18 protein-coding genes and 1 pseudogene are annotated in these 19,291 nt (G+C 71.2%); 16 read left to right on the top strand and 3 right to left on the bottom strand.

The window, feature by feature from the left end; genetic code table 11:
* Positions 1-2 precede the first annotated feature (2 nt).
* The 15 genes and pseudogenes from pafA (at position 3) to ACSU6M_RS06520 (ending at position 15,442) form a co-directional block, all read left to right on the top strand.
* The gene (gene pafA, locus ACSU6M_RS06590; RefSeq protein ID WP_437067837.1) at positions 3-1,364 is read left to right on the top strand and encodes a Pup--protein ligase; all 1,362 of its coding nucleotides are present in this window, start codon (positions 3-5) and stop codon (positions 1,362-1,364) included.
* 128 nt (positions 1,365-1,492) lie between these two features.
* Positions 1,493-2,497 carry an FKBP-type peptidyl-prolyl cis-trans isomerase gene (locus tag ACSU6M_RS06585; RefSeq protein WP_437067836.1) on the top strand — a complete coding sequence of 335 codons (1,005 nt, stop codon included), beginning with the start codon at positions 1,493-1,495 and terminating at the stop codon, positions 2,495-2,497.
* An 88-nt stretch (positions 2,498-2,585) separates the two neighbouring features.
* Positions 2,586-2,957 carry an FKBP-type peptidyl-prolyl cis-trans isomerase gene (locus ACSU6M_RS06580; protein ID WP_437067835.1) on the top strand — a complete coding sequence of 124 codons (372 nt, stop codon included), beginning with the start codon at positions 2,586-2,588 and terminating at the stop codon, positions 2,955-2,957.
* Positions 2,958-3,145: 188 nt separating this feature from the next.
* Positions 3,146-4,099: a helix-turn-helix transcriptional regulator gene (locus tag ACSU6M_RS06575; RefSeq protein WP_437067833.1), complete on the top strand. Its 954-nt coding sequence runs from the start codon at positions 3,146-3,148 to the stop codon at positions 4,097-4,099.
* Positions 4,100-4,117: 18 nt separating this feature from the next.
* Positions 4,118-5,105 (top strand): annotated as a pseudogene (locus tag ACSU6M_RS06570) (helix-turn-helix transcriptional regulator); the annotation flags it as partial.
* A gap of 334 nt (positions 5,106-5,439) precedes the next feature.
* Positions 5,440-5,730, top strand: coding sequence for a hypothetical protein (locus tag ACSU6M_RS06565; protein ID WP_437067831.1), 291 nt, complete (start codon positions 5,440-5,442; stop codon positions 5,728-5,730).
* A 23-nt stretch (positions 5,731-5,753) separates the two neighbouring features.
* Entirely contained in the window at positions 5,754-5,948 is a 195-nt protein-coding gene (locus tag ACSU6M_RS06560; protein WP_437067829.1) for a hypothetical protein, read from the top strand.
* A 282-nt stretch (positions 5,949-6,230) separates the two neighbouring features.
* On the top strand, positions 6,231-6,521 hold the full coding sequence (tatA, locus tag ACSU6M_RS06555; RefSeq protein WP_437067827.1) for a Sec-independent protein translocase subunit TatA: 291 nt from the start codon (positions 6,231-6,233) through the stop codon (positions 6,519-6,521).
* A 47-nt stretch (positions 6,522-6,568) separates the two neighbouring features.
* Entirely contained in the window at positions 6,569-7,516 is a 948-nt protein-coding gene (gene tatC / locus ACSU6M_RS06550; protein WP_437067826.1) for a twin-arginine translocase subunit TatC, read from the top strand.
* A gap of 199 nt (positions 7,517-7,715) precedes the next feature.
* Positions 7,716-10,523 carry a DEAD/DEAH box helicase gene (locus ACSU6M_RS06545; RefSeq protein WP_437067824.1) on the top strand — a complete coding sequence of 936 codons (2,808 nt, stop codon included), beginning with the start codon at positions 7,716-7,718 and terminating at the stop codon, positions 10,521-10,523.
* A gap of 326 nt (positions 10,524-10,849) precedes the next feature.
* Positions 10,850-12,493 carry a sensor histidine kinase gene (locus ACSU6M_RS06540; RefSeq protein ID WP_437067823.1) on the top strand — a complete coding sequence of 548 codons (1,644 nt, stop codon included), beginning with the start codon at positions 10,850-10,852 and terminating at the stop codon, positions 12,491-12,493.
* Entirely contained in the window at positions 12,490-12,897 is a 408-nt protein-coding gene (locus tag ACSU6M_RS06535; protein WP_437067822.1) for a roadblock/LC7 domain-containing protein, read from the top strand. Before ACSU6M_RS06540 ends, ACSU6M_RS06535 begins: the two co-directional genes overlap by 4 nt.
* The gene (locus tag ACSU6M_RS06530) at positions 12,894-13,289 is read left to right on the top strand and encodes a DUF742 domain-containing protein (RefSeq protein WP_437067821.1); all 396 of its coding nucleotides are present in this window, start codon (positions 12,894-12,896) and stop codon (positions 13,287-13,289) included. Before ACSU6M_RS06535 ends, ACSU6M_RS06530 begins: the two co-directional genes overlap by 4 nt.
* Entirely contained in the window at positions 13,270-13,890 is a 621-nt protein-coding gene (locus tag ACSU6M_RS06525) for a GTP-binding protein (RefSeq protein ID WP_437067820.1), read from the top strand. The genes ACSU6M_RS06530 and ACSU6M_RS06525 overlap by 20 nt, the downstream gene beginning before the upstream one ends.
* Before the next feature lie 73 nt (positions 13,891-13,963).
* A complete protein-coding gene (locus ACSU6M_RS06520; protein ID WP_437067818.1) occupies positions 13,964-15,442 on the top strand; it encodes a cytochrome P450 in 1,479 nt (492 codons plus the stop codon).
* On the opposite strand, the gene ACSU6M_RS06515 is transcribed toward ACSU6M_RS06520, so the two are convergent.
* The gene (locus tag ACSU6M_RS06515; RefSeq protein ID WP_437067817.1) at positions 15,436-16,386 is read right to left on the bottom strand and encodes an RluA family pseudouridine synthase; all 951 of its coding nucleotides are present in this window, start codon (positions 16,384-16,386) and stop codon (positions 15,436-15,438) included. The genes ACSU6M_RS06520 and ACSU6M_RS06515 overlap by 7 nt on opposite strands.
* Before the next feature lie 108 nt (positions 16,387-16,494).
* Between ACSU6M_RS06515 and ACSU6M_RS06510 the strand changes: the two genes are divergently transcribed.
* A complete protein-coding gene (locus ACSU6M_RS06510; RefSeq protein WP_437067816.1) occupies positions 16,495-17,079 on the top strand; it encodes a GNAT family N-acetyltransferase in 585 nt (194 codons plus the stop codon).
* 136 nt (positions 17,080-17,215) lie between these two features.
* On the opposite strand, the gene ACSU6M_RS06505 is transcribed toward ACSU6M_RS06510, so the two are convergent.
* The gene (locus ACSU6M_RS06505) at positions 17,216-18,064 is read right to left on the bottom strand and encodes a siderophore-interacting protein (protein WP_437067814.1); all 849 of its coding nucleotides are present in this window, start codon (positions 18,062-18,064) and stop codon (positions 17,216-17,218) included.
* 98 nt (positions 18,065-18,162) lie between these two features.
* A complete protein-coding gene (locus tag ACSU6M_RS06500) occupies positions 18,163-19,092 on the bottom strand; it encodes a 5'-3' exonuclease (RefSeq protein ID WP_437075028.1) in 930 nt (309 codons plus the stop codon).
* Positions 19,093-19,291: the final 199 nt, after the last annotated feature.

Raw genomic sequence — 19,291 nt, 5'->3', positions numbered from 1 at the left:
TCATGGACCGCCGCATTTTCGGGCTGGAGAACGAGTACGGCGTCACGTGCACGTTCAGGGGACAGCGCCGTCTGTCGCCTGACGAGGTGGCGCGGTACCTCTTCCGCCGTGTCGTGTCATGGGGCCGTAGCAGCAATGTCTTTCTGCGGAACGGCGCCCGCCTCTATCTCGACGTGGGGTCACATCCGGAATACGCGACACCCGAATGTGACAACGTGATCGAACTGGTCACCCACGACAAGGCCGGCGAGCGCATTCTCGAAGGACTCCTGGTGGACGCGGAACGACGCCTGCACGAGGAGGGAATCGCGGGCGACGTCTACCTCTTCAAGAACAACACCGACTCGGCGGGCAACTCCTACGGGTGCCACGAGAACTATCTCGTGGCCCGGCACGGGGAGTTCTCGCGGCTCGCGGACATCCTCATCCCGTTCCTGGTGACGAGGCAGCTGCTGTGCGGTGCGGGGAAGGTGCTCCAGACCCCGCGCGGTGCGGTGTACTGCGTCAGTCAGCGGGCCGAGCACATCTGGGAGGGCGTCTCCTCGGCGACGACGCGTTCCCGGCCCATCATCAACACGCGGGACGAACCGCACGCGGACGCGGAGCGTTACCGCCGGCTGCATGTCATCGTCGGCGACTCCAACATGTCGGAGACGACGATGCTGCTGAAGGTCGGGGCGACCGACCTGGTGCTGCGCATGATCGAGGCGGGCACCGTGATGCGCGATCTGACCCTGGAGAACCCGATCCGGGCGATCCGCGAGGTCAGCCACGACATCACCGGTCGGCGCAAGGTGCGCCTGGCCAGCGGCCGGGAGGCGTCCGCGCTGGAGGTGCAGCGCGAGTACTACGAGAAGGCCGTGGACTTCTGCGAGCGGCGCGGCATCCGCACCGGCACGGTGGAGCAGGTGCTGGAGCTGTGGGGCCGGGCTCTGGAGGCGATCGAGACGGAGGACCTCGACCGGATCGCCACCGAGATCGACTGGGTGATGAAGTACAAGCTCATCGAGCGCTACCGGGCCAAGAACAACATGACGATGTCGCATCCGCGCGTGGCGCAGATAGACCTCGCCTACCACGACATCCACCGTCGTCGTGGCCTGTACTACCTGCTGGAGAAGAAGGGCCAAGCCGCCCGGATCTGCAACGACTTGAAGATCTTCGAGGGCAAGTCGGTCCCGCCGCAGACCACTCGGGCGCGGCTGCGCGGTGATTTCATCCGCAGGGCGCAGGAGCAGCGCCGTGATTTCACGGTCGACTGGGTGCATCTGAAGCTCAACGACCAGGCGCAGCGGACGGTGTTGTGCAAGGACCCGTTCCGTTCGGTGGACGACCGGGTGGAGAAGCTGATCGCCGGGATGTGAGGCAGAAGTTCCGGCGCGGTGCCGGAACGCAACACGGGCGCCGTACGTTTCCCGTACGGCGCCCTTCTCACGCCGTAGAGTTGCGCGCACGTCCACCGACAAGATCGACCGATTACGAGGCCCCCACCGTGCGCCGACGTTCCCTCATCCTTGCCGCCGTTCCCGCCGGACTGGTCACGCTCGCCGCCTGCGGCGACGAGAAGGCCGACTCCGGCAAGGCCAGCGACAGTGCGTCGCCGACGGACAAGAGCCAGTACTCCACCCCGTCGCCCAAGATCGTGGACGGCCCCCTGCCGGCGATCACGGCGGGGGTGAAGTTCGACCAGAAGCCGACCGTGGCCAAGGGCAGCGGGAAGCCGGCGGAGCAGATCGCGGTGAAGACGGTGATCGCGGGCGCCGGGAAGACCGTCGCGGAGAACGACTACATCCAGGCGCACTATCTCGGCCAGGTCTGGGACACCGCGAAGGTGTTCGACAACTCCTACGACCGTAAGACGCCGCTGGTGATCCAGCTCGCGCAGGGCAGCATCATCGACGGCTGGCGCTATGCCCTGGCGGGCAAGAAGACCGGCAGCCGGGTGGAGATGGCCGTGCCGCCGACCTGGGGTTACGGCAAGCAGGGCAACGCTCAGGCGGGCATCAAGGGCACGGACACGCTGGTGTTCGTGGTGGATGTGCAGGACACGTTCAACGCCAGGAGCTCCGCCAAGGGCACCGAGGTGGCGCAGGACAACGTGGACCTGCCCAAGGCCGGCACGAACACCGACGGCAAGGCGCCCTCGATCGAGGTGCCGAAGACGGACCCGCCGAAGAAGCTGGTGGCGAACTACGTCATCGAGGGCGCCGGCGCCGAGGTGGGGGCCGAGGACAGCGTGCTGGTGCAGTACAAGGGCGTGCAGTGGTCGAACGGCAAGGAGTTCGACTCGACGTACAGCCGCGAGTCGCTGACGTCCTTCGGGCTGCAGCAGGTGGTCAAGGGCTGGTCGCAGGGGCTGACCGGGAAGAAGGTCGGCAGCCGCGTGCTGATCGTCATCCCGCCGGACCTGGGTTACGGCGACAACCCGCCGCAGGGCAGCGGCATCGAGAAGGGCGCCACGCTGGTGTTCACGGTGGACATCCTCGCCAAGATGTGACGCCGCCGCCCCGCTCGCGGGCGCTCGGCGCGGGGGGATGAAAGACTGTGCGCGTTGCCTTTTTCGTACACATGCAGGAGCTAGTTACGTGAACATCGACAAGCCCGAGATCGACTTCCCGGGCGGCGAGCCCCCGGCGGACCTGGAGATCAAGGACATCTGGGAGGGCGACGGCGAGGTCGCGCAGGCGGGTCAGACCGTCACCGTGCACTACGTCGGTGTCGCTTTCAGCACGGGTGAGGAGTTCGACGCCAGCTGGAACCGCGGCACCCCGTTCCGCTTCCCGCTGGGTGGCGGCCGTGTGATCAAGGGCTGGGACCTGGGTGTGCAGGGCATGAAGGTCGGCGGCCGTCGCCAGCTGACCATTCCGGCCCACCTCGCCTACGGCAACCAGAGCCCGACCCCGGCCATCAAGCCCGGTGAGACGCTGATCTTCGTGGTCGACCTGCTCGGGGTCTGATCGTCGTACCGGAGTTCTGACGGGTTCGGTCGCGGTGCGATCGTCGTACGACGTGTGCGCCCGATCCGACCGGATCCGATCACCTGGGGTCCATGCCTGTCCGGGCATGGGCCCTCGGCTTTTGCCAGGGCACCACGGAGCGGTACGGTCATCGGTCGGAAGCACCATAGGGAAGGCGAAGGGCGTCGATGGCCATTGCCAAGGCCGAGCGGCTGATGAACCTGGCGTTGTGTCTGCTCGGGACGCGGCGGCCGCTCAGCAAGCGTGAGCTGCGGGACTCCATCGAGGCCTATCTGGAGGCGGGCAGCGACGACTCCTTCAACCGCATGTTCGAGCGGGACAAGGACGACCTGCGCGAGCTGGGCCTGGTGATCGAGACCGTCGAGAACATCGACGGCGAGGTCGGCTACCTCGCCCGCCGCGACTCCAACCGGCTGCCCCCGATCACCCTGGACGCCGAGGAGGCCGCGGCCCTCGGACTCGCCGCCAAGGTGTGGCAGCAGGCCCGGCTCGCCGGAGCCGCCAGCGGAGCCCTGCAGAAGCTGCGGGCCGCGGGCCTGCCCGAGGACGTCGACCCCTATGAGGCGCACGGCGCGCTGGAGCCGCGGATCCCCGTGCACGAGGCGGCCTTCGAGCCGCTGATGCTGGCCTGCCGCGACCGCCGCCCCGTCGTCTTCGACTACCGCAAGGCCACCGCCGCCCACCCCGAGACCCGTCAGGTCGAGCCATGGGCGCTGGAGTGCTGGCGCGGGCACTGGTACCTCGCCGGCTTCGACCGCGACCGGGGCGCCGAGCGGGTCTTCAGGCTGTCGCGGATCACCGGCAAGGTGCGCAGCCGCAGCGGGGCGTTCACCGCGCCCGTGCCGGACGTCGTCACCGTCCGTGAGACCGTCGCGAGCTGGGCCGGCGAGACCGCCGACCGCACCGCGCGGATCCGGCTGCGTCAGGACGCCGGTTACCCCCTTCGGGCGAAGGCCACCGCGGTGCGGGAACTCGGTGACGGCTGGGACGAGTTGGAGATTCCGTACGGCCACGGGCTGGACGCCTGGCTGGTGGAGTTCGGGCCCGATGTGGTGGTGCTGGAGCCCGCCGAGCTGCGGGCCGACGTGGTGGACCGGCTGCGTGCCGTGGCCAAGGGCTGAGGGGGAGCGGGCAAGAACGTGGCAGGCAAACCGGTCAGGCCCACGAACGCCATCGACCAGACCCGGCGGATGCTGTCGCTGGTGACGTATCTGCGCGAGCGCCCCGGCGCGCGCGTGGAGGACGTCGCCCGCGCCTTCGGCATCACCGAGGACGAGCTGGTCTCCGACCTCGACGTGCTGCCGATGTGCGGCACCAGCTTCCGCGGCGGTGACCTGCTCGACATCGACACCGACGGCGAGCGCATCTGGTGGCACAACCCGGCCGCGCTCGGCGCGGAGGCCGCCGAACCGCTCAGGCTCGCCGCCGACGAGGCGACCGCGCTGCTGGTGGCCGCGCGGGCCGTGGCGACCCTGCCGGGGCTGCGCGAGAGCGACCGGCAGGCACTGCTACGGGCCACCGCCAAGGTGGAGACCGCGGCCGGCGAGGCGGCCGGAGCCAGCTCCCGCCTCTCGGTCACCTTCGAGTCCGAGGGCGGTGTCTTCGCCGACGTCGACCGGGCCATCTCCGAGCGGCGCCGGCTGTGGATCCGCTACTACTCACCGGCCCGCGACGAGGTCACCGAGCGCGAGATCGACCCGATCCGCCTGGTCAGCGTCGGCCACACCTATGTCGAGGCGTGGTGCCGGCGCTCCGAGGCGCGCCGCACCTTCCGGCTCGACCGGGTCGCCGAGATCCGCATCCTCGACGAGCCGTCCGCGCCGCCGGAGATCGAGCTGCGCGACCTGTCCGAGGCCCTGGTGCAGCCCGCCGCGGAGGACCCCGAGGTCGTCATCGAGGTGGGGCCCGGCGGACGCTGGGTCGCCGAGTACTACCCGCACGACAGCGCCGAGGAGCTGCCCGACGGCGGACTGCGCATCACCCTGCGCACCCCCGACCCGGCCTCCCTCAAGCGCCTCGCCCTGCGCCTCGGCGCCGACGGCCGCATCGTCGCGCCCCGCGAGCTGGCCGACAGCGCCCGCCGGGCGGCCCGCGAGGCACTCGCGGCGTACGACGGGCTGGAGGCGGACGCACAGGACGCGCAGGACGCACAGGACGCGCAGGACGCGTCGGTCGGAGGCGCCGGCGAGGAGGACTCGGCGCCGGGTCCCGCCGGCACGGGCTCGGTCCGGGGCGTCGGCGGGGAGGGCTCGGTCCAGGGTGTCGGCGGCGCCGGCTCCGCCCACGGTGTCGGCGCGGAGAGCTCGGTCCAGGGCGTCGGTGATGCCGGCTCGGCCCGCGGCGGTGTCGGTGCGCAGGGTGGCTCGGCCGTGGGTTCCGGCGCGACCGGTGCGCCGGTCATGGGTCCCGGTGCCCCGGCCATGGGTTCCGGTGGGTCCTACGGCAGGCAGGAGCAGGAGCTTTGAGCGAGTCGGAGTCGTTTGGGGTTCGGGGCATGTCGGTGGCCTCCGCGTTCGCCGGGATGAGAAGTGTGGCGCCCGTGGTGTTCCGGGCGGGCTGCCCGGACTGCCGGGGCCGCTTCGAGCTGGGCGCCGGTGCGCTGCGCCTGGCCATCGGCGCCTCCAGCCGCACCACGTTCTACTCCTTCACCTGCCCCGACTGCGGGGCCTCGGTGCGCAAGCCCGCGGGGGAGCGGATCGTGGAACTGCTCACCGGCGGCGGCGTGCGCACCCTGCGGCTGCACTCCACGTAGCGGGACCGTCTAGGCTCGGCGTCATGTTCTGGCCGATGTTCGCGGTTGCTGTGGGTTTCCTGGGTCTCGCCGTCCTCGGCGTGTTCGCCGTGCGGGTGTTCCTCGAGGCGCAGCGCCTGGGCAGACAGGTCACGGAGTCGGCTCGGCGCATCGGCAGAGCGGCCGAGGACCTGGAGCGCGCGACGGTGAGCGCGGCCCGCGCGGCCGACACGCTGTGAGGGCTGTGCGGCGTCGGTCGAGGGGTGCTCGACGTCACCCGTGAGGCCCCGCGCCCGGCGCGTTCTGAGCGGCTTCGCCCTGTCGACTTGCCCGTTGCGCCGGGTACGCTGCTGGTCGCGGCCCGCTGATCGAGGCCCGGACCGCGAAACAGGGAGTACGCACGGGGATTGCCTGAGGTTCACCCCCGGGCGTTACGATCGCAGGCGGCACGATCGTTCGGACACCTGTCCGGCCGGTCGGACAGTGTCCCATCAATTCGCCTCGGTGAGAAGGTAAAGCATATGTTCGGCGGAAAGATCGGCCCGCTCGAGATCACTCTGATTCTCGTCATCATCCTGCTGCTGTTCGGCGCCAAGAAGCTTCCGGACATGGCTCGCTCGCTCGGCAAGTCCGCCCGCATCCTCAAGAGCGAGGCCAAGGCGATGAAGGAGGACGGCAAGGCCGCCGCTCCCGCCGACCCGCCGAACCCCGGCGACGACCAGGCTCCCGCTCAGCGCGTCATCCAGGCCGCGCCCGGCGACGTGTCCAGCTCCCGGCCGGTCAACGAGCCGACGGACACGACCAAGCGCTGACGCAGGGCCGGTGACCTCCGGCCCGCCGTAGGAGATGGGAACGTGGGTTGCTGAAGCCTGCCCGCAACAAGGAGAAGGACCCCGAGGGGCGGATGCCCCTCGCGGAACACCTGCGTGAGCTCCGCAACCGGCTCGCGAAGGCAGTGCTGGCCATCATCGTCGTCACGATCCTGGCTGCCTTCTTCTACCAAGACATCATCGACTTCTTCACCAAGCCGGTCCTGGACTCGGTCGGATGCCCCGACTCGTTCACCGAGCTGGCGAAGCGCAGCGGCGACAGCCCGTGCGCCGAGATCACGATCAACGGCCTCCTCGGACCCTTCACCCTCGCCCTGAAGGTGTCCCTCATGGCCGGTGTCGTCCTCGCCTCGCCGGTGTGGCTCTACCAGCTGTGGGCGTTCGTCGCGCCCGGTCTGCACCGGCACGAGAAGAAGTACGCGTACGCGTTCGTCGGAACGGGCGTCCCGCTCTTCTTCGCCGGCGCCTACTTCGCCTACTGGGTGCTGCCGACCACCGCGAACGTCCTGATCGAGTTCACGCCGTTCGGTGTCGACAACCTGCTGCCGCTGGACGACCTCCTCGACCTCGTCACGCGCATGGTCATCGTCTTCGGCCTCTCCTTCGAGCTGCCGCTGCTGCTGGTGATGCTGAACTTCACCGGGGCGATCACGGGCAAGCGCATGCTCGGCTGGTGGCGCGGCATGATCCTGGGCATCACCGTCTTCGCGGCCATCGCCACGCCCAGCACCGACCCGCTGTCGATGCTGGCCCTCGCCGGACCGATCTGGGTGCTCTACTTCGGTGCCACGGCCGTCTCGCTCATCAACGACCGGCGCCGCGCCCGCCGCGAGGCCCTGGAGCCCGACCCCGACGAGGCGTCCGAGCTGGACCTCACGCCCGAGGAGGTCGGCGCGGTCGAGCCCGTCACCGCGAGCCGGGCCCTGCCCGAGCAGCCGAGCACGGACCGGGTCAACGGCTACGACGACGTGACCTGAGCACCTCTGGGCACCCCGCGGGGTCGCCCACGTCGACCTCCCACCGCGGTCCGCGGCCGGGGCGCCCCACGGCGCCGCCGGCCGCTTCGCGTATCGCGGGCCCCACACCCCTTGAGCTGGGATGATCATCCGATCTCGGGGCGGGTCCGAGATAAAGATCGTCCTGTTGTCAGTGCGGAACGGTACGCTCGAAAGCACGATGACAGAGGACCTCTCACCGGCCCAGCGGTACGCGGCAGCCCGTCAGCGCGCTGCCGAGCAGGCCACCGCGCTCGCCTCCTTCCGCGAGATGTACGACTTCGGCCTCGACCCCTTCCAGATAGAGGCATGCCAGGCACTCGAAGCGGGCAAGGGCGTCCTGGTCGCCGCGCCGACGGGCTCGGGCAAGACGATCGTGGGCGAGTTCGCCGTCCACCTCGCCCTGCAACAGGGCAAGAAGTGCTTCTACACGACACCCATCAAGGCGCTGTCGAACCAGAAGTACAACGACCTGTGCCGTCGCTACGGCACACAGAAGGTCGGCCTGCTCACCGGCGACAACAGCGTCAACTCCGACGCCCCGGTGGTCGTCATGACCACCGAGGTCCTGCGGAACATGCTGTACTCCGGTTCCCAGACGCTCCTGGGCCTCGGCTATGTGGTCATGGACGAGGTGCACTACCTCTCCGACCGCTTCCGGGGCGCCGTATGGGAAGAGGTGATCATCCACCTCCCCGAGTCGGTGACCCTGGTGTCACTGTCCGCGACCGTGTCCAACGCCGAGGAGTTCGGCGACTGGCTGGACACCGTCCGCGGCGACACCGAGGTGATCGTCTCCGAGCACCGGCCCGTGCCCCTGTTCCAGCACGTGCTCGCCGGGCGCCGGATGTACGACCTGTTCGAGGAGGGCGAGGGCCACCGCAAGGCCGTCAACCCCGACCTGACGCGGATGGCCCGCATGGAGGCCAGCCGGCCCTCCTACCCGGACCGCCGGCGCGGTCGTGCCATGCGCGAGGCCGACCGGGAGCGGGAGCGGCGCCAGCGCTCCCGGATCTGGACGCCGAGCCGCCCCGAGGTCATCGAGCGCCTCGACGCCGAGGGACTGCTCCCCGCCATCACCTTCATCTTCAGCCGCGCCGCCTGCGAGGCCGCCGTCCAGCAGTGCCTGTACGCGGGGCTGCGGCTGAACGACGAAGAGGCGAGGGAACAGGTGCGGTCCCTGGTCGAGGAGCGCACCGCCTCCATCCCCACCGAGGATCTGCACGTCCTCGGTTACTACGAGTGGCTGGAGGGCCTGGAGCGCGGTATCGCCGCCCACCACGCGGGCATGCTGCCGACCTTCAAGGAGGTCGTCGAGGAGCTGTTCGTGCGCGGCCTGGTCAAGGCCGTCTTCGCCACCGAGACCCTCGCGCTGGGCATCAACATGCCCGCGCGGTCCGTGGTGCTGGAGAAGCTGGTCAAGTGGAACGGCGAGCAGCACGCCGACATCACGCCGGGCGAGTACACCCAGCTCACCGGCCGGGCGGGCCGGCGCGGCATCGACGTCGAGGGCCACGCGGTGGTGCTGTGGCAGCGCGGGATGAACCCCGAGCAGCTCGCGGGCCTCGCGGGCACCCGCACCTATCCGCTGCGCTCCAGCTTCAAGCCGTCGTACAACATGGCGGTCAACCTGGTCGAGCAGTTCGGGCGCCACCGCTCGCGCGAGCTGCTGGAGACCTCCTTCGCGCAGTTCCAGGCCGACAAGTCGGTCGTCGGGATCTCCCGGCAGGTGCAGCGCAACGAGGAGGGCCTGGCGGGCTACAAGGAGTCGATGACCTGCCACCTCGGCGACTTCGAGGAGTACGCGCGTCTCAGGCGCGAGCTGAAGGACCGCGAGACCGAGCTGGCCCGCCAGGGCGCGCAGCAGCGGCGCGCGGAGGCCGCGGTCGCCCTGGAGCGGCTCAAGCCGGGCGACGTCATCCATGTGCCGACCGGCAAGTACGCGGGCCTGGCGCTGGTCCTCGACCCGGGGCTGCCCGCGGGGCGGTCCAACGGCCACCGGGGGTTCGACCATCACGACGGGCCGCGTCCGCTGGTGCTGACCGCCGAGCGGCAGGTGAAGCGGCTGGCGTCCATCGACTTCCCCGTGCCGGTGGAGCCGTTGGAGCGGATGCGGATCCCCAAGTCCTTCAACCCGCGCTCTCCGCAGTCCCGTCGGGACCTGGCGAGCGCGCTGCGCAGCAAGGCCGCCCACATCGAGCCCGAGCGTCACCGCAAGCGGCGCTCGCAGGCGGCCGACGACCGCGAGATCGCCCGGCTGCGGGCCGCGCTGCGCGCCCACCCCTGCCACGGCTGCAACGACCGTGAGGACCACGCCCGCTGGGCCGAGCGGTACTACCGGCTGCTGCGGGACACCTCGCAGCTGGAGCGGCGCATCGAGGGCCGTACGAACACCATCGCGCGGACCTTCGACCGGATCGTGGCGCTGCTGACCGAGCTGGACTACCTGCGTGCCGACGAGGTCACCGAGCACGGCCGGCGGCTCGCCCGTCTGTACGGCGAGCTCGATCTGCTGGCCAGCGAGTGCCTGCGCGCCAGGGTCTGGGAGGGGCTGAACCCGGCGGAGCTCGCCGCCTGTGTCTCGGCGCTGGTGTACGAGGCCCGGGTCGGGGACGACGCGCTCGCGCCGAAGCTGCCGTCCGGCAAGGCCAAGGCCGCGCTGGGCGAGATGGTGCGGATCTGGGGCCGCCTGGACGCGCTGGAGGAGGAGTTCCGGATCAGCCAGACCGAGGGGGTCGGACAGCGCGAGCCGGACCTCGGGTTCGCGTGGGCCGCGTACATGTGGGCCTCCGGCAAGGGGCTCGACGAGGTGCTGCGCGAGGCGGAGATGCCGGCCGGTGACTTCGTGCGCTGGTGCAAGCAGGTCATCGACGTGCTGGGGCAGATCCAGGCGGCGGCTCCGCCGGAGGGGTCGACCGTGCCGAAGGCCGCGCGCAAGGCGGTCGAGGAGTTGCTGCGGGGAGTCGTCGCCTACTCGTCGGTGGGCTGATCGTCCTTCGGGCGGGGCGGGTGACCGTGCGCGGGTGAGCGCGTGGTTGCCCGCCCCGCCCTTTTTCCTGGGCAGGTTCACTCGTTACGGTGAGTAGTTTTCGTATGCCTGTACTCCGCTACGCTCCGTGTGTGACTGTGGTCGCAGCGTGCAAATGGGGCTGAGCGTACTCCTGTTGCGGGGGTCATTTCAGGCGCTTGCCGAATATGACACGGCGATGATCCGGTCGGACTAAGCTCGCCCGCAGCGCGCTGAGTTGAGATGAATTCGTGCGCTTGTTCCCGAACATGCCTTTGATCCCGATAGTTTCCCTGACGAGGGCCCACATGGTGAGTGTCCAGACCCCACCCGTACGCCGCGAACTCCCCTTCGTCCGCGTGCTGTTGCTCCCGGCGATAGTCATGGCCGCGGCGACCGGCGCCGCCGTGGCACTCGTCGCGCAGCCGGCGCAGAACGCGGTCGCCGTGTGCGGTGGCATCGCCACCCTGCTGGTGATCCTCACGGGCGCCGAAGTCATGCGCCGCAGTCGCGAGCTGCGCGACCTGCGCGCCGAGCACGCCCGTCACAGCGCGTATCTGGAACGGCGTCTGGCCGCCAACGACGAGCGCATGGTCCGGCTCGGCCGCGAGATCGTGCCCGCCGCCATCCACCGGCTGCGCATCGGCAATTCGCCCGGAGAGGTGATGCGCGACCTGGGCCTGATCGACCCCTCCTACCGGGAGCTGTCCGAGCCCGAGCGCGACCTGATCCTGCACATGCTGCGCATCGTCGACCACGAGGAAGCCCTGCGCGACTCCGCCCAGCGCTCCTTCGTCAGCGTCGCCCGCCGCGTCCAGGCGATCATCCACCAGCAGGCCGCGGAACTGCGCGAGATGGAGGAGGACCACGGCCGCAACCCCGAGGTCTTCGACGACCTGCTGCGCATCGACCACGGCAACGCCCTGATCGGCCGCCTCGCCGACTCCATCGGCGTCCTCGGCGGCGGCCGGCCCGGCCGCCAGTGGCCCAAGCCCGTCGCCCTCTACAGCGTGCTGCGCGGCGCGATGTCCCGGATCCTGGAGTACCGGCGCATCTCGCTGGACAACATCGCCAAGGTCAACATCAAGGGCACCGCGGTCGAACCGGTCATCCACGCCTGCGCCGAGCTGCTCGACAACGCCACCCGCTACTCCCCGCCGCAGACCAAGGTCCACGTCACCGCCTTCGAGGTGCAGACCGGCGTCGCCATCGAGATCGAGGACGCCGGCGTCAGCCTCAGCGAGGAGGCCCGCGCCCGCGCCGAGGGCATGCTGGAGCGCGCCAAGGCCGGCGTCGACCTCCAGGAGCTCGGCGAGAGCCCGCGTCTCGGCCTCGCGGTCGTCGGTCGCCTGTGCACGCAGTTCAACATGCAGGTGTCGCTGCGCAATTCGGCGTACGGCGGTGTCCGCGCCGTCCTGATCGTGCCCAGCGACATGATGACCACCGAGCCCGGCGTCGGACTCGCCCACGGCATCGGCGCCACCGCCCTGCCCCACACGGTCGACGCCCTCGAAGGCCCCAAGCGCCCGCCCAAGAAGCGCCGCCCCACCAGCCCCCGCATCCCGGCCACCGTCTCCATGGAGGACGAGGTCCCGGAGGTCACCGAATGGACCGCGGGCGGTCTGCCGCAGCGCCGCAGCCGGGTCAAGGTCCCGCTCAGCCAGCGGATCGCCGAGCAGTACGCCGCCGAGCGCGCCATCCGCGAGGGCCGCGACCCCGGACCCCAGTGGGCCGACCTCGAGGCCGAGATCCGCAAGGAGTCCGAGCCGCCCAGGGCGAAGCCCGACCGGCCCGCCCCCGGCCTGGCCTTCGAGGCCTTCTGGGAGGGCCTGAAGAAGGTCGCCCCGCCCGGTGAACACCCCACCGCCTTCACCCGCAACCCCACCGCATACACCCATCTGATCGAGGACTCGGCCCGCAGCGAGGCCGACGACGAGGGGGATCTGAAGTGATCCAGCAGCGAGCGAACTTCGACTGGATGCTCAAGGAGCTCGCCGACGGCGTACCGGGCATCGCCATGATCGTGGTGCTCTCGGCCGACGGACTGCGCATCGCCCGGCACGGCGGCGACCCCGACACCGCCGACCGCGTGGCCGCGGCCTGCGCGGGCCTGCAGAGCCTGGCGAACGCGGTCGCCCAGGAGATCCCCACCAGCGAGGGGGAGATGAACATGGTCCTCATCGAGATGGACCGCGGCTACTTCTACATGATGGCCGCCGGCGCCAACGCCTACCTCGCCGTACTCGCCGACATGATCTGCGAACCCGGCACGATGAGCGCTCATATGCGCGACCTCGTCGTGCGCATCGGCGCACATCTGACGAGTCCTCCCCGGCGCAACGGGCAGACCGTATGACGCCTCCGCAACGCCAGCGGCGCACCCCCCTGGAACAGCCCGCTCCGCCCTCCGGCCAGGAGGGCGAGCGCCCCAACCCCGAACGGCTCTTCGTCATCGGCGGCACCGACGGCGTCCGCGCGGAGATGGACCTGGTCACGTTAATCGTGGCGCGCGCCGAGCCGTCGCCCTCGACCACACCGGAACAGGCGGCGGTCCTGCGGTTGTGCGCCGCCCCGCTGTCCGTGGCCGAGCTGTCGGCCTACCTCAGTCTGCCGTGCAGCGCGGTGACCGTCCTGCTCACCGAGATGCTGGCGGCCGAACTGGTCACGGCGCGCGCCCCCGTCGTCCGCCAGGCGCTCCCTGACCGTTCCCTGCTCGAAGCGGTGATGCATGGACTTCAAAAGCTCTGACACCATTCCCGGCCCACGCACCGAGGATCATCTGCCGCACACGGCCCAGGCCGCGGCGAAGATCGTGATCGTGGGCGGCTTCGGCGTCGGAAAGACGACGATGGTCGGCTCGGTCAGCGAGATCAGACCGCTGACCACCGAGGAGACCATGACGCAGGCCGGCGTCGGGGTCGACGACAACTACGGCTCCGAGACCAAGACCGCCACCACCGTGGCCATGGACTTCGGCCGCATCAGCATCAGCGACCAACTGGTCCTCTACCTCTTCGGCACCCCCGGCCAGGAGCGCTTCTGGTTCCTGTGGAACGGGCTCTTCGAGGGGGCGCTCGGGGCGGTCGTGCTGGTCGACACCCGCAGGCTCGAGGTCAGCTTCGACGTCATAGGGCGACTGGAGGAGCGCGGAGTGCCGTTCGTGGTCGCCGTCAACTCCTTCCCGGACGCCCCCCGCTACCCGCTGGAGGAACTGCGCACCGCCCTGGATCTGACCGAGGACATCCCGATCATGGAGATCGACGCGCGCCGCCGCGCCTCCAGCCGGGACGCCCTGGTCACCCTGGTGCGCTTCCTGCAGTCCCTCGCCATGACCGGCGCGCTCACCTGACGCCGCGCCCCGCGGCACCCCTCACCCACCGCTTCTCCCTGCCCCCCGGATCCTCAGTTTCGGAGCCTGACCAGTGACGCCTGAACCCCACTCACCGACCGGAACGGACGCCCCGACCCTCGCCCCGCCCCCCGGCTGCCCCGCGCACGGCACCGGCCCCGGCGGCCTGCACCGGCTCTACGGCCCCGAGGCGCAGGACCTCGGCGCGCTGTACGAGAAGCTGCGGGCCGAGCACGGCCCCGTGGCACCCGCGCTGCTCCACGACGACGTACCGATCTGGGTGGTCCTCGGCCACACCGAGAACCTGCACATGGTGCGCACCCCCTCGCAGTTCACCCGGGACAGCCGCATCTGGACCCCGCTGATCGAGGGCATGGTCAAACCGGACCACCCGCTGATGCCGCACATCGCCTGGCAGCCCATCTGCTCGCACGCCGAGGGCGACGAGCATCTGCGGCTGCGCGGCGCGGTCACCGGCGCCATGTCCACCATCGACCACCGGGGCCTGCGCCGGCACATCAACCGCTACACCCAGCGGCTGGTCAACCGCTTCTGCGAGGAGGGCAGCGCCGATCTGGTCGGCCAGTTCGCCGAGCACCTGCCGATGGCCGTGATGTGCGAGGTCCTCGGCATGCCCGACGAGTACAACGACCGGCTGGTGCAGTCCGCCCGCGACGCCCTCAAGGGCACCGAGACCGCCATCGCCAGCAACGCCTACGTCATGGACGCCCTCGGCCGGCTCACCGCCCGCCGCCGGGCACAGCCCGAGGACGACTTCACCAGCCATCTCATCAACCACCCGGCGGCGCTGACCGACGACGAGGTCCGCGAGCACCTGCGGGTGGTCCTCTACGCGGCCTACGAGGCCACCGTCAACCTGCTGTCCAACGCGCTGCTGATGGTGCTGATCGACCCGCGTTTCCGGGCGCAGCTCAACGGCGGACAGATGACCGTGCCCGAGGCGGTCGAGCAGTCGCTGTGGGACGAGCCGCCGTTCAGCACGGTGTTCGGCTACTTCGCCAAGCAGGACACCGAGTTGGGCGGCCAGCGCATCCGGCGCGGTGACGGGCTGCTGTTCGCGCCCGCGCCGGGCAACGTGGACCCGAGGGTGCGGCCCGACCTTTCGGTCAACATGCAGGGCAACCGCTCGCACCTCTCCTTCGGCGGCGGGCCGCACGAATGCCCCGGCCAGGACATCGGCCGTGCCATCGCCGACGTCGGTGTGGACGCGCTGCTGATGCGGCTGCCGGACGTGGAGCTCGACTGCGACGAGGACGAGCTGCGCTGGACCGAGTCCATCGCGTCACGGCATCTGGTGGCGCTGCCGGTGCAGTTCGCCCCCAAGGCGCAGCAGGACGTGCGGGAGAAGCCGTCGATCCGGCCCGTTCCGCCGCCCCGGCAGGCGTGGCAGATCAGCACGCCCGCCCCTCAGCCGACGCCGCCCGTCCAGCCCGAGGCCCAGCCGGCGGTTCCCGCGGACGCCCCGACACCGGCCCCGGCCGGCCGTCCCGGCGCGTGGCAGCGGTTCCTGCGGTGGTGGCGGGGCTACTGACCGGCCCAGTCGGAGTACGAGGTCCACGCCGCGAGCCGGCGCTCGCTGACGAAGCGGTGGGCGACGCCGGTGACCGGGTCGGTGAACTCCAGGACCCGCGCGAGGAGTTGCAGCGGGCGCCGGAAGTCGCCGGGCGCTACCGGAGGCAGCGGTTCGGGGTAGAGCGGGTCGCCGAGGATGGGAACGCCGAGCGCGGTCATATGGACGCGCAGCTGATGGGTCTGTCCGGTCTGCGGGGTCAGCCGGTACCGGGCGGGCCCGGCGCCCCGGTGTTCGGCCAGCTCGATGTGGCTGACCGCGTTGGGCTCGCCCTCGACCTCGTAGGCGGTGAGCACCCCGCGCTCCTTCACGATCCGGCTGCGTACGGTGCGGGGCAGGGCGAGTGCGGGGTCGTACGGGGCGACGGCCTCGTACTCCTTGCGGACCCGGCGGTCGCGGAACAGCGTCTGGTAGGCGCCGCGTTCCTCGGGGCGCACCGTGAACAGCACCAGGCCGGCCGTGAGCCGGTCCAGGCGGTGCGCGGCGCTCAGCGTGGGCAGGCCCAGCTCGCGGCGGAGGCGGGCCAGGGCGGTCTCGGTGACGTGCGAGCCGCGCGGGGTGGTGGCGAGGAAGTGCGGCTTGTCGGCGACGACGATGTGCGCGTCGCGGTACACGACCTCCACCGGGAAGGGCACCGGCTCCTCGGCGGGCAGGTCGCGGTGGAACCACACGTACATGCCGGGCACATAGGCCGCGTCCGCCGGAACCGGGCGTCCGTCCGCGCCGACGACCAGGCCCGCGTCCAGCATCCGCGCCACCACGCCGGGGCCCGCGCCCGACAGCCGCTCCACCAGGTGCTCGCCGACGGTCGCCCAGGTGCCCGCGCCGGGCAGCCGCACCCGTACCGGATCCACTCCGTCGCGCTGCGGGAGCGGGGAGGGCGGGGGAGGGGTGCGTCGGCTCATCGCAGGCAAGCCTACGTCGGCGCGGGGGTCGGGCCGCCGGGGCCGGAAAACCCGTGGGGGTCGTAAAACTCGTTGGGGCCGCCGCGATCCGTTGGCAGGATGCGGATCATGCCCTATCTGACCAGCCCCGTGCTTGCGGCCGGAACCCTCGCGGGCGGCCCGCAACCCGTGATCCCCACCGGCGACGGGCTGCTGCTGCGCCCCTGGCGGGAGTCGGACGCCCCCGCGGTCCACGCCGCCTTCCAGGATCCGCTGATGCACCGCTGGCATCTGCGGGCCTCCGACTCCGAGGACGAGGCGCGCGGCTGGATCGAGGAGTGGCGGGGGGAGTGGGCCGGTGAGCGCAGCGCGCAGTGGGCCGTCGTGGACGCCGGGGACGACGACCGGCTGCTCGGCCGGGTGGCGGTGCACCACATCGACCTGGTCGACGGCGTCGGCGAGATCGGCTACTGGACGGTCCCCGAGGCCCGCGGGAAGGGCGTCGCCGCCCGTGCGACGTCCGCGCTGGCCCGCTGGGCCCTGGACGAGACCGGCTTCCACCGCCTGGAACTGACCCATGGCGTCGGCAACGACGGCTCCTGCCGCGTCGCCGCCAAGTGCGGTTTCGCGCTCGAGGGCACCAAGCGCAGCGCGCTGCTGTACGCCGACGGCTGGTACGACGTGCATCTGCACGCGCGCGTGCGGGGCGACTGACGATCCACCGCGGGTCAGGGCGGCGGTGTCCTGACGGCAGCACTGCCGAGCCCCGCTATCGCCCTGGCCGTGACGCCGCCCGCTTGGCCCGCGTCACGCCTGCCTGTGACACCTGACGCCGCCCGCTCGGCCCGCGTCACGCCGCCGGTGCCGCCGCCTCCTGCTCCGCCTCGATGCGGGCGTTCCACTCCCGCTTGGACGCCTGCCAGCCGTCCTCGTCGTGGCCGAGGCGCCAGTAGCCGGAGATGGAGAGGTCCTCGCGCGGGATCTGGCGCTCGACGCGCAGCAGACGCCGCAGCTCCTTCACGCAGCCCGCCTCGCCGTGGACGAAGGCGTGCACGCGGCCCTGCGGCCACTCCAGTGCCTGGACGGCTTCGACCAGCGCCTCACCGACGCGCCGGCCGCCACGGTGCAGCCACACGATCTCCGCGGCGGAGTCGATCTTCAGCTGCTCCTCGGGCCCCGACACCTCGACGAACGCGCGGACGTCGGCCCCCTCGGGCAGCGCCTCCAGGGCGGCCGCGATGGCGGGCAGCGCGCTCTCGTCACCGGCCAGCAGATGCCAGTCGGCGCGCGGATCGGGCGCGTAGGCGCCGCCGGGGCCCAGGAAGCGGACGGTGTCGCCGGGCCGGGCGCGGGTCGCCCAGGGTCCGGCCAGCCCCTCGTCGCCGTGAACGACGAAGTCCAGGGTTAGCTCGCGTGCCCGGGGGTCCCAGGCCCGCACCGTGTACGTCCGGGTCACCGGCCACTGTTCGCGCGGGAACGCGGCGCGAATCCGCTCCAGGTCGAAGGGCTCCGGGTAGCTGATGCCCTCGGCGGGCGGGAACAGCAGCTTCACGTAGTGGTCGGTGTGGGTGCCCGCCGAGAAGTCGGCCAGCCCGTCGCCGCCCAGCACCACGCGCTGCATGTGCGGGGTGAGCCGCTCGGTGCGGACGACCTGCGCGGAGTGCGGCTTCCGCGCGCTGCGGGCCGGACGTAGTGCCATGGCGGCCTCCCTGCGTTCCCGTGCTTAGGCATACCTAAGTTAGCACTACCCTCATGGCATGCGCGCGGAACGAGTGCCCACATGAGCCCCAGAAACCGTCAGCCGCCCAAGGTCAGCAGCAGCCGGTGCAGGGAATTGCCCAGCCCCCAGCGCGCCCCCAGCTCCGCCACCGCCTCCGGGTCGCGCGGGGCCCTCGGCAGAGCGGTCGCCACCTCCGGCAGGGGCACGTCGTCCGCGACCCGCACCACCGTCGGCGCCACGGCGAGGTAGGGCCGGGCCTCCCCGAGCCGCTTGCGCTGCGTGGGCGTGAGCCTGGCCTTCGGGTCGTCCACCGCGGCCAGGATCCCGGCCAGGTCGCCGAACTCGGCCAGCAGCTTCGCCGCCGTCTTCTCGCCGATGCCGGGCACACCGGGCAGACCGTCGCTGGGGTCGCCGCGCAGCAGGGCCAGGTCCGCGTAGCCGGGGCCGTCCACCCCGTACTTCTCGCGCAGCACCGCCTCGTCGGTGAGCTGGAGCATGCCGACGCCCTTGAGCGGGTAGAGCACGCGCACCCCGCGCGCGTCGTCGACCAGCTGGTACAGGTCGCGGTCGCCGGTGACGATGTCGACCGGGCCCTCGGCGCGCGCGGTGAAGGTGCCGATCACGTCGTCCGCCTCGTAACCGGCGACGCCCACCCGCGCGATCCCGATCGCGTCCAGCACCGCCTCGATCACCGGCACCTGCGGCGACAGGGTGTCCGGCACCACTTCCTCGTCCGGACCGACCTCGTGCTCCTCGGCGACGCGGTGCGCCTTGTACGAGGGGATCAGATCGACCCGCCACTGCGGCCGCCAGTCGGCGTCCATGCAGGCCACCAGCTCGTCCGGCCGGTGGTCGCGCACGAGGCGGTCGATGAACTCCAGCAGCCCGCGCACGGCGTTCACCGGCGTGCCGTCCGGGGCCTTCACGGACTCCGGGACCCCGAAGTAGGCGCGGAAGTAGAGCGAGGCGGTGTCGAGCAGCATCAGTCGTCCGGTCACGCCTCGCATCATGCCGTACGGCACTGACAGTCACTTCTCGGCTGCTGCCGCGGCGAGCCCGTCCGGCACCGGCACAGCGCCATCATGCGAAACACGTTGCGCAGTGAGCTGCCTCACGTGGGCGTTTGCGCCACGCCCCGCCGGGCAGGCGCCGCCCCGGAGCGCCGCCGGCCCCGCATCCCCTCGGGGCCGGCGGCTTCCTCTGCCC

The sequence above is a fragment of the Streptomyces sp. enrichment culture genome, assembly GCF_964272895.1.
Taxonomy (GTDB): domain Bacteria; phylum Actinomycetota; class Actinomycetes; order Streptomycetales; family Streptomycetaceae; genus Streptomyces.
This window is presented reverse-complemented; position numbering and strand designations above follow the sequence as displayed.